The organism is Nocardioides sp. Root682 (assembly GCF_001427795.1).
Classification (GTDB): domain Bacteria; phylum Actinomycetota; class Actinomycetes; order Propionibacteriales; family Nocardioidaceae; genus Nocardioides.
Genome location: NZ_LMHJ01000001.1, coordinates 2,576,830 through 2,592,095, shown reverse-complemented (window position 1 = coordinate 2,592,095; position 15,266 = coordinate 2,576,830). Strand labels below are relative to the sequence as shown.

The following is a 15,266-nucleotide window of genomic DNA, read 5'->3' as shown; positions in this document are numbered from 1 at the left end:
AGCGCTCGGAACACTCGGGCCCCGTGGTGCGTTGACGTGTCATGTCCACCATCGACCTGACGTCCGGCAACTTCGAGCAGACCGTGCTCGACAACGACATCGTCTTCGTTGACTTCTGGGCGTCGTGGTGCGGCCCGTGTCGCAACTTCGCGCCGATCTACGAGTCCGCGGCCGAGCAGCACGGCGACCTCGTGTTCGGATCGGTCAACACCGAGGAGGAGCAGCAGCTCGCCTCGGCGGCGCGGGTGACGTCCATCCCCACACTGATGGCGTTCAAGAACGGCACCCTGGTGTTCTCCCAGGCGGGCGCCCTTCCTGCTCCCGCACTGGAGCAGGTCATCGCTGCGGTGCGCGCGGTCGACGTACCGGCCGACGAGGCCGAGGACACCGGGGCGAACGACTCCTGACGTCGTTCGCCCCGCCGCAAGAGCGCTCCTGCGGCGGGGCGAACACCCGGGTAACCGGGTTCGTCAGATGTTCCTCACTGCTCCCGGACGTGGGTCCGGAGAGGACCACCCGACCATGGTCAGGCGGAGTGGGGACGCCTCACCATGACCAACGCGGCGCCGGCAAGTACCAAGCCGGCCCCGACAGGAACGAGCCATCCAGCAGGACCACCCGTGTTGGGCAACGCGTCGTCAGTGCCCTCGACCTCACCTCCGACATCCCCTTCGTCATAGGTGTAGGTCACGGAGACCTCACCTTCGCCCGAGGCCAGGAAGACCAGCGTCCACTCGGACGGCTGGGCCAGGTCCGACGCAGAGGTGGCGTCGTAGTCGAAGCCCACCGTGCCCGTTCCCGTGTACGGCGCCAGCGCGGCCTCGTCGGTGATGGTCGCCGAGTAGGTGTCGGTGTCCGTGCCCGCCGTCAGGCGGCTGTTCGCCCCTGCCGGCTGGGTGTTCGGATCGCCGCCCGCCTCGAGCCAGGCCGCGCAGCCGTCGGTGCCCGTGTTGGCTGCGAGCTCCAACGCCGGTACCGCCAGTGCGCCCGAGGTCTCGGCGACGAGGTCACCGGCGAACGTCAGGGGCGCAGCGCCCGAGACGTTGCCGCTGTTGACCGACGCCGTCGCCTCACTGAGGTTGGTGACGCAGACCGCGAAGTCCATCGTCACCTCCGCCTCGATCTTCACGGAGGTCAACGTGCCGAGGGCGGGATCGAACTGCTCGATCTGTCCCGTTCCCGACGCGTCGAGGTCTCCCAGGTTGAAGCTCACGGTCTGGGTGTCGCCGGTGGCTGCTGTCGCAGGCGCCACCCCCATGGTGAAGACCGTGAGCGACGCTGCTGCAGTCGCTGCCGCAATCCGCAGTGCCCGCTTCGTCATCAATGCTCCTCGCATGATCATCGCCTCCCTCTACTCGCCCGCAGGCGCGTCGCCTGCAGCCGGCTCGGGGGTGGGCTCGGGCTCGGACGCCGCGGCGGGTTCGGGCGCCGGGGGCGGCGTCTCCTCCACCTGTGGCTCGGGCTCGGGTGCGGGCTCCGGCTCGGGGGCCGGTTCGGGCTCGGGATCGACATCTCCCTCGTCGTCGTCCTGCTTCGGAGCGGGCACCGGGTCGACCTTGGCCGCTGGCTGTTCCTTCGACTCCTTCTGGTCCTTGCGCGGTGTCTCCGAGGTCAGGCCCGCCGGTCCGGTCGGCTCGTCCGCCTTCACGCACAGGTGGCTGAGGCCGTACCACTTGCCGCTGTTCGGGTTGAGGATGGCGTGGAGCCCCGTTCCGCTCGTGGCACCGTCGGGTGCGTAGGAGTAGAACTGCGGATCGTTGGCGACCGGCCCGCCCTTCACGGTGATCGCGAGGATCGGCACCGTCGAGGTCCAGTCGAAGACCTGGCCGTCGTCGGTGTTGTAGATGTCGGTGATGGTGAAGACACCGTGATCACCTTCGGTGACGGGGTCGATCTTGAAGCCCTCGACCGTGTCGCACTGGTTGGATGCCGGCGCGCAGCCCTCCATGTTCGGGTCGTCCTCGCAGGTCGGCTCGGTGCAGCCTTCCTGGTTCGGGTCCTCCTCACAGGTCGGCTCGCCACAACCGTCCATGTCCGGCTGGTCCTCGCACGTCGGCTCGGAGTCACCCGCGCAGATCGTGAGGTGGCTCAGGCCGTACCACTTCCCGCTGTTGTCATTGAACGGTGCGTGCAGCCCATCGTCTGACGTCGCACCTTGCGGCGCGTAGTCGAAGAACTGCTGCGGGATCGCCTGCGGCCCACCCTTGACGCTGATCCAGAAGATCGGGACGTCGGAGGTCCAGTCGAAGGTCTCGCCGGCCTCCTCACTGTCGTGCTTGACGATCGTGAAGGTCCCACCACCCGGCAACGCGTGGTCGCCAGCGGTGACCGGATCGATCTTGAAGCTGTCGCTCTCCAGGCAGTCCGGAGGCGAGCAGCCGTCCATCGTCGGGTCGTCCTCGCAGGTCGGCTCGTCCGGTGCAGAACACACCAGGATGTAGTTCACCGAGTGCCAGGTGTCCTGACTGACCTGCAGTGGAGCGTGGAGTCCGTCGGCGCCCATGGAACCGGCGGGGTAGAAGTACGGCTCGAAGCCGGGGCCGCCCTTGACCTGGATCTCGAAGACGTCGACCGTCGACGTCCAGTTGAAGATCTCACCGATCGGGTTCGACTCCGCGAGGAGCGTCATCGAGAAGGTGCCACCACCATCGAGGTCGAACACCTGCTCCGTCTCGTTCTTCACCGGCGCGATCTTCGTGACGGAGACGCCGTCGGTGGAGCAGTCCGGTTCGGCCGGTGCACAGATCTCCGAGTCCGGGTCGACCACACAGGTGTCTTCGTAGGTGTAGTCGACCTTGACGGTCGCCTCGCCACCCGCGACACCGGTGGTCTTGTACGGCGCCGGCCCGTCGATCTGGACGCTGACGTCACTGGCCACCGTGTAGTCGACGGTTCCGTCACCGACGAAGCCCTCGAGCACGTCCGGATCGGTGATCGTGGCCTCGGACGAGTCGTTGCCGATGAGAGAGATGGGCGCGCTGGCGCCCGGCGCCAGGTTCCAGGTCTCGGTGTCGGAGCCCTCGGCCGCGAGGTCGGTGACCCCGGTGCCGTTGACGACGATCCCGGCACTGAACTCGCCGTGGAGCGTCTTGTTCTGAGAAGCGCTCAGGTTCTTCACCGAGCCCTCGAGCTCACCGTCGACAGTCGCGGTGACCTTGACCTTGGTGAGCTGCAGGAGGCCGCCGTCGTCGTCGAACTGGTCGAGGAGGACGTGCTTGGTGCTCGGGAACGACTCGACCGTGACCGAGCCTTCGTGTGATTCCGTGATGTCTGCGGCGTGCGCCGGAGCAGCGGCGATGAACGGAATTGCCATCGCGGCGGTTCCGACCACGAAAGCGACCCCAATTCGCCTTCGAGCCGTACCGATTGTCCTCATAGGGAGGCACCTCTGTACTCGAGTGTTCGCCGCCGGACGGGAGCATCGCAGGCGACCGGGACAAAAGTCCCTTCGCCTCCATGACGGAGTTCGGAGGCGTGGATGACGCGCGGATCGTAAAGACTTTGGTAAAGACTTCGCCGTTGGGGTCCCGAAGTTCTCCATTCCCCGGCGGAATCCGAGGACCCGTGATTACCGTCGAATGATCCGAAGCCACCCGAGGTAGCCATCGTGATCACGACGCCGGAACCGTCGCTGGACGACACCGAGCTCCTGACGCGCGCGCGCACCGGTGACGGCGCTGCGATCGGCGAGCTCTACGAGCTCCATCGCAACGCCGCGCACCGCCTGGCGGTCCTGCTGGTCGGGTTCGACGACGCGGACGACCTCCTGGCCGACGCGTTCGCGCGGGTGGTCGCCCGCTTCACGGTCGGAGGGGGTCCGACCTCCAACTTCCACGGCTACCTGTTCACGACGATGCGCAACCGGCACCGTGACCTCCGGCGTCGCGGCGGGCACGAGGAGCCGGCGTCCGACCACCCGTGGCTGCTCGACGCGGCGATCGCTCCACTGGAGGACCCGGCCGAAGACTTCGACGCCGAGCTCGCCGCGGCCGCCCTCGCGAGCCTCCCGGACGCCTGGCAACAGGTGATCAGGTTGCTCGAGGTCGAGGAACGCAGCATCGCCGAGACCGCCGCGCTGATGGGACTGCAGCCGGCGGCCGTGTCGTCGCTGGCCTATCGCGGACGCGAGGGCCTGCGCGCGGCCTACCTCGACCAGTTCGTACGGCGCGAGCCCGGCCAGACCAGCGAGTGTCACTGGGTGCGCGAGCGGTTGGGCCGCTACGTGAGATCCACGCTCAGCTCCCCGGTGAGCTGCCGGGTCGACGCCCACCTGTCGTCGTGTGCGACGTGCCCGCCGCTGCTGGCCGACCTCGAGCAGGTCAACCGCAGGCTGCGCTTCTTCCGGCTGCAGGGGAGCCGACCGATCCGGCGGCTGCGCACCGCGACGGTGGTCGCGGGCGTCGTACCGCAGGTCGACGAAGGCGCATCGATCGCCGGCTGATCCCGCCCGGCTGATTCGACCCGGCCGGAAACGACGTTCGCTCCGTCGATGTAGCGCTACGCCGACGGAGCGAACCCCGGGCGGACCCGGGTCGTCGGGTGCCCCTCACTGCTCCCGGACAATGTCCGGTGAGGGGCACCCGACCACGGTCAGGCGGAGTGGGGTCGCCTCACCATGATCAGTGCGGCGCCTGCCATCGTCAGCAGCACCCCGAACGGCACCAGCCAACCGGCCGGGCCACCCGTGTCCGGCAGCTCCGCGATGCCACCGACCGTCGGCGGCTCCTCGACGATGCCTGCGACCGATCCACACAGGGTCGCGGCGTCCAGGCTGGCCGGATCCGTACCGGGAGCGAGCTCCTGGAGGATCTTGACCGTCGTGGCACCAGCCGTGTAGCTGTACGGGTAGGTCCCGAGGAAGCCGTTGAGGAGCGCTTCAGCCTGGTCGATGATGTCGATGACGCCCTTGGGGATCACCGTGACCGGAACGCGGGTTGCGCCATCGACCTGTGCGGTCGGGTAGACGCACGCCACGTAGATCGGGCACGCCTCACCGCTGTCGGTGACCTCGTACACGATCACGAGCGTGTCCTGCTCGTCGAACGCGTTGCCCTCGGTGGCCGTGATCGTGATCTTGGTCGGGTTCACCTCGGGCTCGGCCACCACCGTGTACTCGTCGGTGCTCTCCGGCACCGTCGTGTAGTAGGCGTTGTCCGGACCACAGTCATCGGTCACGTCGGGTTCTTCCGGAGCCACGACGACACACAGGTCGCCCGAGTCGACGACGGTGTAGATCACCGGCTCGTCCGGGGTGAACACGAAGTTCTCGTTGGCCGTGATCGTGACCGTGGTCGGCTTCTCGGCCGGCTCAGCCACCACCGTGTACTCCTCGGTGCTCTCCGGCACGTCGGTGAAGTACGCGTTGTTCGGACCACAGTCATCGATGGTCGCGGGCCTGCCCGGAGCAGTGGCCGGGCACGGCACGTTCTCGTCCACGACGGTGTAGGAGAACTCGGTCAGACCACCGTCGAACGCGTTGCCGGGAGTGGAGGTGAAGGTGACCTTGGTCGGCTTCTCCTCGGGCTCGGGGAGCACCGTGTACTCGTCGGTGCTCGGCGGGATGTCGGTGAAGTAGGCGTTGCCCGGACCGCAGTCGTCGACCGTGGTCGGCTCCGGGGGGATGGGACCGAAGCACGGCTCGCCCGAGTCCACGACCGTGTAGACGACATCACCGGGCGGGTTGAACGCGAAGCCGGGGTTGGCGGAGATCGTGATCGTGGTCGGCTTCACCAGGGGTGAGGGAACCACCGTGTACTGCTCGGTGCTCGGGGGCACCGAGGAGAAGTACGCGTTGTTCAGGCCGCACGGGTCGGTGGTCCCGGGCCGGTCCGGCGCCGTGGCCGGGCAGGGTGCGTTCGAGTCGACCGGCGGGTCGTAGGTGTACGTCGCCGACGGACCGGGGAACACGTAGCCGGTGGTGGCGGTCAGCGTGACGCTGCCGTTGTCGTTCAGCACGTAGGTGTAGTGCCCCGGCGGAGGCGGCAGGACATACGCGACGTTGCCGGGACCGCAGGCGTCGTTGACGTCCAGGTCGGGAGCAACCACGATGCCCGGCGGAACGTACGGCGGGCACTCCTTGTCGACGTCGAGCGTGTTGGAGTTCTCGCCCTGCAACGGGTGCCGGACCGCGATCGAGGCGATCTGGGCGTCCTGGAAGTCGAAGGGGAACGTGACGGGCAGGGTCACCGACTTCGGCCGGTCACGAATCACCACGGTCTGGGCCTTCTCGCCCAGCTCAGGAGTGGCGGAGTACTTGCAGACGATGACCTTGTCGGTGTTGATCACGTCGAGGGCCTGGATGGCGGCCTTCTGGACGAGCTTGGCGCCCTCGTCGGCCTCCTCACCGGCAGGTACGGCGTCCGCGGGGATCTCCTGGAGCTCCGCGGCGGGCTCTTCGGCCTTGGGCTCCTCGGCTTCGGGCTCCTCAGCCTTGGGCTCGTCCTTGGGCTCGTCCTTGGGCTCGTCCTTGGGCTCGTCCTTCGGCTCGTCCTTCGGCGGAGCAGGTGCCGGGTCGGGAGCAGGTGCCGGGTCGGGAGCAGGTGCCGGGTCAGCGGCGGGCGTCTCGACCACGGCCGGCGGGTCGCCGCCGTCGTCGGGCGTCACGTCGTCGGCGAAGCTGGGCGAGACCATCGCAGTGATGGCCAACAGCGCGGTCGGCACGACCAGCGCGAGCCGGCCTCCGCGACGGAGCGGGCGGCGCGCGCGCCGCGAAGATGTCTTCATGTCGTTGTGTCCCCACGTCTTGGTCGGCCACGGTGACCCGTGGCCTGGAGTTCGTCACAGCGGGACGGCCCCAAACCGAAAAAGGAGCGCTCGGCCCCGGCCACGCGACTGTGCGTGACCTCGGTCGAACACTCCCTCTTGCTGATCACAACCCCACTCGCGATCAGCTCCCACCACGGACGTTAGGCGGGTTGTTAGCGCCATCGACGCCGAATTCGACGGATTTTGCCCAAAACCATCGGAAACGATAGTCCGACGGGGCCTCCAGGGGCGGTGCACGCTCCCGGAAGGCAATCGCCCCGCCGCAGCTGAGCTGCGACGGGGCGATCATCCGGTCAGACCGGTTGCCTCGGATCAGACGGTCTCGCGGCGACGGGCCAGCACCAGGGCGGCACCCGCCAGGACCAGTCCGGCACCGAGCGGCACCAGCCAGCCAGCCGGGCCACCGGTGTCGGGGAGAGCAGCGGCCGGCGCTTCCTCGGCGATGCCACCGACCTCGCCCGGAACCTCTTCCTCGATCTCACCGTCGACGCCGCAGGCGATGGCGTCGATGTCCTCGGCCACCTCGCCCTCGTTGGCGTAGCGGATCACGGTCGACGCCGTGCTGCCCTCGACGAAGTCGAACGGGAAGACGCCGTCGAAGCCGTGGGCGACCACGTCGAGCAGGTCGAGGATCACGATCGTGCCGAGAGGCGCTGCCGCGCGGGCCGTCGCCGGGTAGGTGCACAGCACCACCCGGGTGTCGTCGACGATCGGGCAGGCCTCGGTGTTCTCCTCGACCGGCACCGGGTAGTCGTAGGTCTTGTCGCCACCGGCGAAGGTCGCGTCACCCAGGGCGGTCAGCGTGATGCTGCCGTCCTCGTTGACCTTGACGTCGTAGGCACCCTCGGGGACCTCGCCGTAGACGGCGTTGCCGGTGTCGCACGAGTCCTCGATCGGAACGACCGGCGGCTCGATCTCGGCCGGCTCCTCGTCGGAGCAGTCGATGAGCGGGACGTCATCCTTGTGCTCACCGTCCTTCGCGAAGCGGATCGCGCGGGAGTCGTGCGCGTCACCGAAGTCGAAGGGGAAGGTCACGCCGTCCCAGCCGTCCTGGATGAGCGTCGCAATGCTGACGATGATGATGTGGTCGAGCTCGCCACCCGGCGTCGTGACGTACTTGCAGACGACGACCTTCTTCTCGTTCTCGGTGTCGGTGCAGACCACGCCGTTGTCCACCGGGGCGGGGTAGTCCTGGGTCTTGTCGCCACCGGCGAAGGTCGCGTCGCCCAGGGCGGTCAGCGTGATGCTGCCGTCGTCGTGGCGGTCGACGTCGTAGGCACCGGCGGGGACGTCGCCGTAGACGGCGTTGTCGGGACCGCAGGGGTCGGTGACCGGGATCTCGGGAGCCTCGATCTCGGAAGGCTCGTCGCACGGCTCGTTCGAGTCCGTCGGGGCCACGAAGACGTGCTCGTCGGAGCCGCCCGGGAACTCGTAGCCAGGGTCGGCCTTCAGCGTGATGGAGCCGTCCAGGTTGCGCAGGATCGTGTAGTGGCCGGTCGGGACCGCGCCGTAGACGGCGTTGTCAGGACCACAGGCGTCCGTGACCGGGACCTCGGGAACGGTGGCCGCGGCGAGCGGGCAGTCGCCCAGCTCCTCGTCACCGGGCTGTTCGTTGCCGACGGCCCAGCGCAGGGCGACCGAGTCGTGGGCGTCCGCGAACGGTCCGGGGAACTGACCTTCGACCCAACCCTTGTTGAGGGCGGCGTTCTTGCTGACCACGATGATGTGGTCCGGGACGCCCGGCGGAGTGCCGACGTACTTGCAGACCACGACCTTCTTGTCGTCGGGCTCGTCGTCCTTGACGGCGACGGCGAGCTCCACGTCGGCCGACTCGTCGTCACCGTCCGTGAACGCCGCACCGGGGGTCGGGGCGGAGTGCTGGGAGCCGGACTTGGGCTCCGACTTCGGCTCGGACTTCGGCTCGGGCACCGTCTCGGCCGGGGCCGGGTCGACCGCAGGAGCCGGATCCGGCTCGGCCGACGGCACGGGCGTCTCGGTCACGGCGGGCGTCTCGCCACCGTCGTCGGGCGTCACGTCGTCCGCGAAGCTGGGCGAGATCATCGCCGTGACGGCGAGGAGCGCGGTCGGCACGACCAGCGCGAGCCGGCCTCCACGCGAGAATGGGCGCCGCAAAGGGCGCGAAGAGTCAAGCATCGTGTGTCCCCACGTGTTCGGGCGCGGGCAGTCCGCGGCCTCGTCCAACAACAACCAGGCATCGCTTCCGAAGAAGGGCGATGCGGAGCCGATCCGACCGACGCGTCCCTGCGCGGCCGTTCGCACTCCGACCGGTTGCAACCCCCACGGGCAACCGGTTCCTCCGAACAACGTAGGGGACCAGCCCGGGACCAAGGACCCAATTGGTGGGGATCCGCCAGATTTAACCCTGGCCGTCGGTGATCTGCGTCTCACTGCCCCCCGGTTGACGCTCAGCCGCTCATTCGCTCCGGCGGTCCTCGGGTCCCCGCGGCAGGAACTGCTGGGTGAGTGCGGGCCAGGCCTCGCTGATCAACGCCTCCATGTCCAGGTGCGTCGCCTTCTTGACGTAGGGCTTGCGCAGCTCGGTGTCGATCACCTTGAGCACGAAGCGGCGCAGCTCGCCGTCGATCCCGGCGATCTTGCGGATCACCGATCCGCGGCGCGTGTCGGTGTGGAGCTGGAGCTGGATCTGGTCCTCGGTCGGTGTGCGCAGCTCGAGGCGGAGCTTCAACGGCTCCTCGGTGTGCACCACCAGGACCAACGGGATGACCACCTCGCCGTTGAACGTCAGCCGGTCCATCGGCAGGTCGAGGTCGAAGACCACGCTGATCGGCAGGTTCAACGCGTAGGTCAGCAGCTCGGCAGGAATCTCGTGGCCGGTGGTCGGGTGGTAGGTACCGACGAAGCTGATGCTCGCGAAGGCGCGACCGGGGCCGGCACCGATCGGTCCCAGCGCGATCTGGTCGCCCAGCACCTGGTCCACCGTCCTCAGGATCCGTTCGAGGTGCAGGACCCGGCGGACCCAGTTCACCCCGAACAGCTCGTACGACGCCGGACCGTCGTCGTACGGCACGGGAGCGGGCACGTCGGCCATCCCCATGAGTCCATCGACCACAACGCCACCCCCCTCTGCCAGGGAGGGCAACAAACCCCCCATGGGCGTTGATGATTCTGCTACACCGTGACACAGGTTGATGGGCAAAGGCGCCTTCTGGTCACCGCGTTCTTCACCACAGGCGCGGCCCGGTCCGGTCGCCCGAGGTGACCGGTCAGGCGTCGGTCGAGCCGGGGTCCGCCACGACCCCCAGTGCACGCGCCGCGGCAGAGATCGCACGAGCGAGGTCGCGGTCGGCGGTGGTGAGGGTGCCCGTGTCGTGCGTGGTGAGGCTGACGCCGACCCTGGGGTAGGTCAGGGTCAGGTCGGGATGGTGGTTGACCTCCTCGGCCAAGCGGCCGATCTCGTTGACCAGGGCCAGCCCGGTGACGAAGCTGCCGGTCGCGAAGACCGCCTCGGCGGTGACCCCCGAGACGCGCCAGTCCTCGACGCCTTCGTCGGCAGTGAACTCCTCGGCGCTGAGTGACTCGTAGGCGTGGGCCACGTCAGGCATCCAGCCGCGGGTAGGCCGCCACGACGTCGGACGGGTCCTCGCCGGTCAGGCCGTCGATCGACTCGCGCAGGAGGTCGGCGTGGCCGACGTGGCGGGCGTACTCCTCGATCATGTCGACGACCAGGCGACGCAGGCTGGGGTGACCCCCGTGCACGAAGGCATCAGCAGGGTGGTCGAGCCCGTCGCCCCGCATGGCCTTCGCGACCGCAGCGCGGGAACGGCGTACGGCGCCCTGCCACAGCGCGTAGAGCGACTCGGCGCTGTCGTCAGCCGCCGTTCGCCACTCCCAGTCGGAGTCACGCTCCCAGTCGACGGTGTCCCACGGCGTCGGCAACGGACGCCCCAGCAGCGCTCGCGTGAACACCTCGTCCTCGACCAGCGCGAGGTGCTTGAGGAGCCCACCGAGCGTCATCGTCGACCTGCCGAGCGTCAGCCCGAGCTCCTCGTCCTCGAGGTCGCCGCACTTCCACGCGAAGGTCAGGCGCTGGCGCTCGAGCGAGCCGAGCAGGGTCGCCGTCTCGTCACCTGCGAGCGGTGGCTCGGGGCGTGCGACGTCGATGTCGAGCGTGAAGGAAGCCGTCATGCTTCGACGCTAGAACGGGCCGCCGACATCCGGCTAGGGGTGACTGGCGAGTAACGCCGCGCGGGACGTCATGCGATCTGGCTGCCCGAGCGACCAGTTCGTATGACTTCCCGGTCCGGTCAGCCCGCGTGCACGTGCGGCCGCCGCTTCGGATCCTTCTCGGCCCGGCGGACCACCTCGCGGGTCAGCGGCGCCACCTCGCCGGTGCCGAACAGCAGGAACCGCGCCATCTGCGCGATCGGGCTGCCCTCGGTCCACTCGAAGTACATGTGCGGCCGCACACCCGACTTGTCGCGCAGGTCGAGCAGCAGTGCGGCGAGCGCGTTCGGGATGGTCGCCGCGTGCACCCGCAGCACCCGGAACTCGCCGTGCACGACGGAGCCCTCGACCTCGATCCGGCTCTCGAAGTCGGAGTAGTCCTCGACCACCACCTCCACGAAGACCAGGTCCCCGCCGTTCTGCAGGTCGTGCGAGTCCACGATCTGGCGCACCTTCGCGCGGTAGGCGCCGGCGTCGCGGTGCTCCGGGTCGTGGGCGACCAGCCGGAGGGTACGGCGCGCGCAGTCGCGGATGAACGCGTCCGCCTTGGCGTCGTACTCGATCTCGGTGGTGCGCAGCTCCAGCGACCGGGTCAGGCGGGAGAGCAGGGACACCGCGATGATCGCGGCGATGAAGCAGCCACCGATCTTCACGCCGTCCGGACGCTCCTTGATGTTGTCGAGGGTCGTGTAGGTGAAGACGAGGGCGATCAGGGAGAAGCCGATCGTCCAGCCGCGCTGGCGCGCCTTGCGCGCGGCGAGCGCCACCGCGACGCTCGCCGACGTGATCAGCACCAGGACGCCCGTGGCGTAGGCGCCGCCCTGCGCGTCGACATCGGCGTCGAAGATCCAGGTGATCAGGAACGCGGTCGCGGTCAGCACGCACACCAGCGGCTTCACCGCGCCCGCCCACTCCGGCGCCATGCCGTAGCGCGGCAGGTAACGAGGGATCAGGGCCAGCATCGCGGCCATCGCCGAGGCGCCGGCGAACCAGAGGATCAGGATGGTCGAGGCGTCGTAGACGGTGCCGAAGGTGTTGCCGAGGTACTCGTGGGCCAGGAAGGCCAGGGCACGGCCGTTGGCCTCGCCGCCGTCCTCGAACTCCTGGGTGGGGATGAGCAGGGTGGTGACCAGGCTGGACGCGATCAGGTAGACGCTCATGATCAGCGCGGCCGTCGTCAGCAGCCGCTTCGTGTTGCGGATCCGCGTCTCCGGCCGGATCGGGTCGTCATCGGGAGCGCCTTTGACGTGGCCCATCACGGCGACACCGGTCTCGAACCCGGACAGGCCCAGCGCCAGCTTCGGGAACAGTGTCAACGACACCGCGATCATCAGCGCAATGTTGCCGTGCTCGGCGGTGAGCGACGTGGACCAGTCGGTGACGACGTGACCGTTCTGGACGACGTGCACCGCGGCCACCCCGATGACGACGGCGTTGAGCAGCAGGTACGTGACGACCAGGACGACGGCGACACCGACGGCCTCCTTGAAGCCGCGGAGGAACACCCCACCCAGCAAGGCGATCAGGCCGAGGGTGATCCACAGCTCCTGGCCGTGCAGGAAGTCCGGGACGTGCGGGTTCTCCACGACGTGCGCACTCGCGTCGGCGGCCGACAGGGTGATCGTGATGATGAAGTCGGTCATCGCGAACCCGAGCAGGACGAGCACGAAGATCTTCCCGCGCCACCGGGGCAGCAGGCGCTCGAGCATCGCGATCGAGCCCTGCCCGTGCGGGCTCTCCTGCGCGACACGGCGGTAGACGGGCAGCGCCCCGAACAGGGTGAGCAGCACGAGGATGATCGTCGCCAGCGGGCTGAGCAGGCCGGCCGCGAGGAACGCGATGCCCGGCTGGTAGCCCAGCGTGGAGAAGTAGTCGACGCCGGTCAGGCACATCACCTGCCACCAGGGGCGGGTGTGTTCGGGCTGCTCGGCCACGTGTTCGGCTGGGTGTTCGTCGGTCGTCGCGACAGTGCCGTCAGGCCGGGATGACGGAGCGGACGGCGTGGTGGAGATGGACACGGCTCCATGCAACTCCTGTCCCGACGCGTTTCCCCGCGCCCTAACGGACCCCTAACAGCCGGACGCGTCAGGAAGTTGTCAGGAACCCGCTCTCTCCCCGACAGGTGGCCTTCACTGGAGGCATGCGGCAACAGACCCTGCACACCGCGACCCCGGTCGATCGACCCGAGGTCCGCTTCGGCATGGCCGGCGGCTCGCTCCTGGTCGGTGCGGCGATGTGCACGGCCCTCCCCCTCTCGGGTTGGTACGGCGTCGTGCTGCTCCTCGCGATCGCGGCGGCCTGGTGCGTGGTGCTCCCGCTCGGACTGGCCATCGGCGTCGGCGTCTCCGCCTGGGCCTTCGCCACGGGCTTCGCGGTCAACGACTTCGGAGTGCTGACGTTCGCGCCGGCCGACCTGCTGCGCCTCGGGTTGTACGCCGGTGTGGCCGTGCTGGTGTCGGGAGCACAATGAGCACCTTCCGTCGGTACGACGACCGGCGCGCACGTCAGGAGGTGGGGATGAGCACGAGCCTGAGCCGGTCGCGCCGTCGTACCGGCCTGGTCGTGGCGCTCGCCGCTCCCCTGTTGCTGCTGCCGGTCCTGGTGCCGTTGCGGGACCGGTTGAACCTTGCCAGCGACGTCGCACTGTTCCTGGTCGTGGTGGTGGCGTCGGCGCTGATCGGCGGCCTGGTGCCGGCCCTCGTGGCAGCGGTCCTGTGCGCCACCCTGCTGAACTTCTTCTTCACGCCCCCGTTCCACGAGTTCGCCGTCAGGGACGGGAACAACGTGGTGGCCCTGGTGGCGTTCGTCGTCGTGGCGGTGATGGTGGCATGGGTGGTCGACCTGGCCGCACGACGAGCGAAGGCCGCCGCTGCTGCGGCCGAGATCGAGGCCGCCGACCGACTCCGTACGGCGTTGCTCGCCGCAGTCGGGCACGACCTGCGCACTCCGCTGGCGGCCGCGAAGGCGTCCGTCTCCGGACTGCGCAGCCCCGGCCTGGTGCTCGCTGCCGACGATCGTGACGAGCTGCTCGCGACGGCCGACCGGTCGCTGGACCGGCTGACCGGACTCGTCGAGAACCTGCTCGACATGAGCCGTCTGCAGGTCGGGGCGATGCCGGTGCACCTGCGCCCCGTCGCCGTCGGCGACGTGCTGTCGCGGGCGCTCGACGACCTCGGGGTCGCACCGCGCGGGGTGCTGCTCGAGGTGGCCGACGACCTGCCGGACGTGCTCGCCGATGCCGGCCTCCTGGAACGGGTCCTGGTCAACCTGGTGGCCAACAGCCAGCGCTTCTCGCCCCCGGGCCGGCCGGCCCTGGTCAGTGCCCAGGTGATCGGCTCGGGCATCGGCTCGGGCATCGAACTGCTGGTGGTCGACCACGGGCCGGGCATCGCCGCGACGGACGAGGAGCGGATCTTCCTGCCCTTCCAGCGTCTCGGCGACACCGACACCACGACGGGCATCGGCCTCGGGCTCGCCCTGGCTCGCGGCCTCACCGAGGCGATGGGCGGCACCCTGCTCCCCCGGGAGACACCCGGCGGCGGCCTGACCATGGCGCTGACGATTCCGATGGCCCCGGCCAACCCGACGAACGTGCAGGAGATGGCGCCGTGAGCAAGGTGCTGGTCGTCGACGACGAACCTCAGATCGTCCGGGCCCTGGGCATCCACCTGCGCGCCCGCGGCTGGGAGGTGGTGACGGCCGGCGACGGCACCGAGGCGCTCGCGGTCGCCGACGCCAGCGCACCCGACGTCGTCGTACTCGACCTCGGGCTGCCGGACCTGGACGGCGTCGACGTGATCACCCGGCTGCGCGCCCGATCGGCGGTCCCGATCCTGGTGCTGTCCGGACGCAGCGACAGCGCCGACAAGGTCGACGCCCTCGACGCGGGCGCCGACGACTACGTCACCAAGCCCTTCGGGATGGACGAATTGCTCGCCCGACTGCGAGTGATGCTGCGGCGCAGCACGCCGGTGGAAGCGGGCGACGCGGTCGAGTTCGGGCGGGTGCGCGTCGACCTCGCCGCCACCCGCGTCACCGTCGACGGGTCCGAGGTACGGCTCACGCCGACCGAGTGGCACCTGCTCGAGGTGCTGGTGCGTCACCCCGGCCGGCTGATGAGCCAGAGCCGCCTCCTGACCGAGGTGTGGGGACCGGGCTATGAGACGGCACACGGCAACCTGCGCCTGTACATGGCGCAGCTGCGGCGCAAGCTCGAGGCCGACCCGGCCCGCCCCGTGCACTTCCGCAACGAACCGGGCATGGGCTACCGCTTCGAACCGTGACTGCGAGGATGC

Annotated in this window: 13 protein-coding genes; 5 read left to right on the top strand and 8 right to left on the bottom strand. The window is 69.1% G+C overall.

Annotated features, from left to right (window positions below):
* Positions 1 to 41 precede the first annotated feature (41 nt).
* Positions 42 to 407 (top strand): thioredoxin, encoded by a 366-nt coding sequence (gene trxA, locus ASD84_RS12155; RefSeq protein ID WP_056710368.1) that lies wholly within the window; start codon positions 42 to 44, stop codon positions 405 to 407.
* 119 nt (positions 408 to 526) lie between these two features.
* Here the strand turns inward: trxA and ASD84_RS12150 are convergent, their stop codons facing one another.
* Both ASD84_RS12150 and ASD84_RS12145 read right to left on the bottom strand, forming a co-directional pair.
* Positions 527 to 1,321, bottom strand: a complete 795-nt coding sequence (locus ASD84_RS12150) for a choice-of-anchor E domain-containing protein (protein ID WP_056710366.1) — start codon at positions 1,319 to 1,321, stop codon at positions 527 to 529.
* A 30-nt stretch (positions 1,322 to 1,351) separates the two neighbouring features.
* A complete protein-coding gene (locus tag ASD84_RS12145) occupies positions 1,352 to 3,313 on the bottom strand; it encodes a choice-of-anchor E domain-containing protein (protein WP_162251528.1) in 1,962 nt (653 codons plus the stop codon).
* A gap of 294 nt (positions 3,314 to 3,607) precedes the next feature.
* Here ASD84_RS12145 and ASD84_RS12140 point away from each other — a divergent pair, with 294 nt between their 5' ends.
* Positions 3,608 to 4,441 carry a sigma-70 family RNA polymerase sigma factor gene (locus tag ASD84_RS12140; protein ID WP_056710362.1) on the top strand — a complete coding sequence of 278 codons (834 nt, stop codon included), beginning with the start codon at positions 3,608 to 3,610 and terminating at the stop codon, positions 4,439 to 4,441.
* A gap of 149 nt (positions 4,442 to 4,590) precedes the next feature.
* Here the strand turns inward: ASD84_RS12140 and ASD84_RS25525 are convergent, their stop codons facing one another.
* The 6 genes from ASD84_RS25525 to ASD84_RS12110 form a co-directional block, all read right to left on the bottom strand.
* Complete coding sequence (locus ASD84_RS25525; RefSeq protein WP_056710360.1) at positions 4,591 to 6,723, bottom strand: hypothetical protein; 2,133 nt, start codon at positions 6,721 to 6,723, stop codon at positions 4,591 to 4,593.
* Between the two features lie 354 nt (positions 6,724 to 7,077).
* Complete coding sequence (locus ASD84_RS12130; protein ID WP_056710358.1) at positions 7,078 to 8,856, bottom strand: LPXTG cell wall anchor domain-containing protein; 1,779 nt, start codon at positions 8,854 to 8,856, stop codon at positions 7,078 to 7,080.
* A gap of 343 nt (positions 8,857 to 9,199) precedes the next feature.
* Positions 9,200 to 9,835, bottom strand: a complete 636-nt coding sequence (locus tag ASD84_RS12125) for a hypothetical protein (RefSeq protein ID WP_056710356.1) — start codon at positions 9,833 to 9,835, stop codon at positions 9,200 to 9,202.
* A gap of 175 nt (positions 9,836 to 10,010) precedes the next feature.
* Positions 10,011 to 10,349, bottom strand: a complete 339-nt coding sequence (locus tag ASD84_RS12120; RefSeq protein WP_056710353.1) for a 4a-hydroxytetrahydrobiopterin dehydratase — start codon at positions 10,347 to 10,349, stop codon at positions 10,011 to 10,013.
* Positions 10,342 to 10,932 (bottom strand): DUF664 domain-containing protein, encoded by a 591-nt coding sequence (locus tag ASD84_RS12115; protein ID WP_056710350.1) that lies wholly within the window; start codon positions 10,930 to 10,932, stop codon positions 10,342 to 10,344. The genes ASD84_RS12120 and ASD84_RS12115 overlap by 8 nt, the downstream gene beginning before the upstream one ends.
* A gap of 119 nt (positions 10,933 to 11,051) precedes the next feature.
* Positions 11,052 to 12,989, bottom strand: a complete 1,938-nt coding sequence (locus tag ASD84_RS12110) for an amino acid transporter (RefSeq protein ID WP_321164026.1) — start codon at positions 12,987 to 12,989, stop codon at positions 11,052 to 11,054.
* 122 nt (positions 12,990 to 13,111) lie between these two features.
* Between ASD84_RS12110 and ASD84_RS12105 the strand changes: the two genes are divergently transcribed.
* Genes ASD84_RS12105 through ASD84_RS12095 form a run of 3 tightly spaced genes read left to right on the top strand, consistent with a single transcriptional unit; the run spans position 13,112 to position 15,254 of the window.
* Positions 13,112 to 13,441 (top strand): hypothetical protein, encoded by a 330-nt coding sequence (locus ASD84_RS12105; RefSeq protein ID WP_056710348.1) that lies wholly within the window; start codon positions 13,112 to 13,114, stop codon positions 13,439 to 13,441.
* A 47-nt stretch (positions 13,442 to 13,488) separates the two neighbouring features.
* The gene (locus ASD84_RS12100; RefSeq protein ID WP_200954501.1) at positions 13,489 to 14,583 is read left to right on the top strand and encodes a DUF4118 domain-containing protein; all 1,095 of its coding nucleotides are present in this window, start codon (positions 13,489 to 13,491) and stop codon (positions 14,581 to 14,583) included.
* Entirely contained in the window at positions 14,580 to 15,254 is a 675-nt protein-coding gene (locus ASD84_RS12095; protein ID WP_056710344.1) for a response regulator, read from the top strand. The genes ASD84_RS12100 and ASD84_RS12095 overlap by 4 nt, the downstream gene beginning before the upstream one ends.
* Positions 15,255 to 15,266 lie beyond the last annotated feature (12 nt).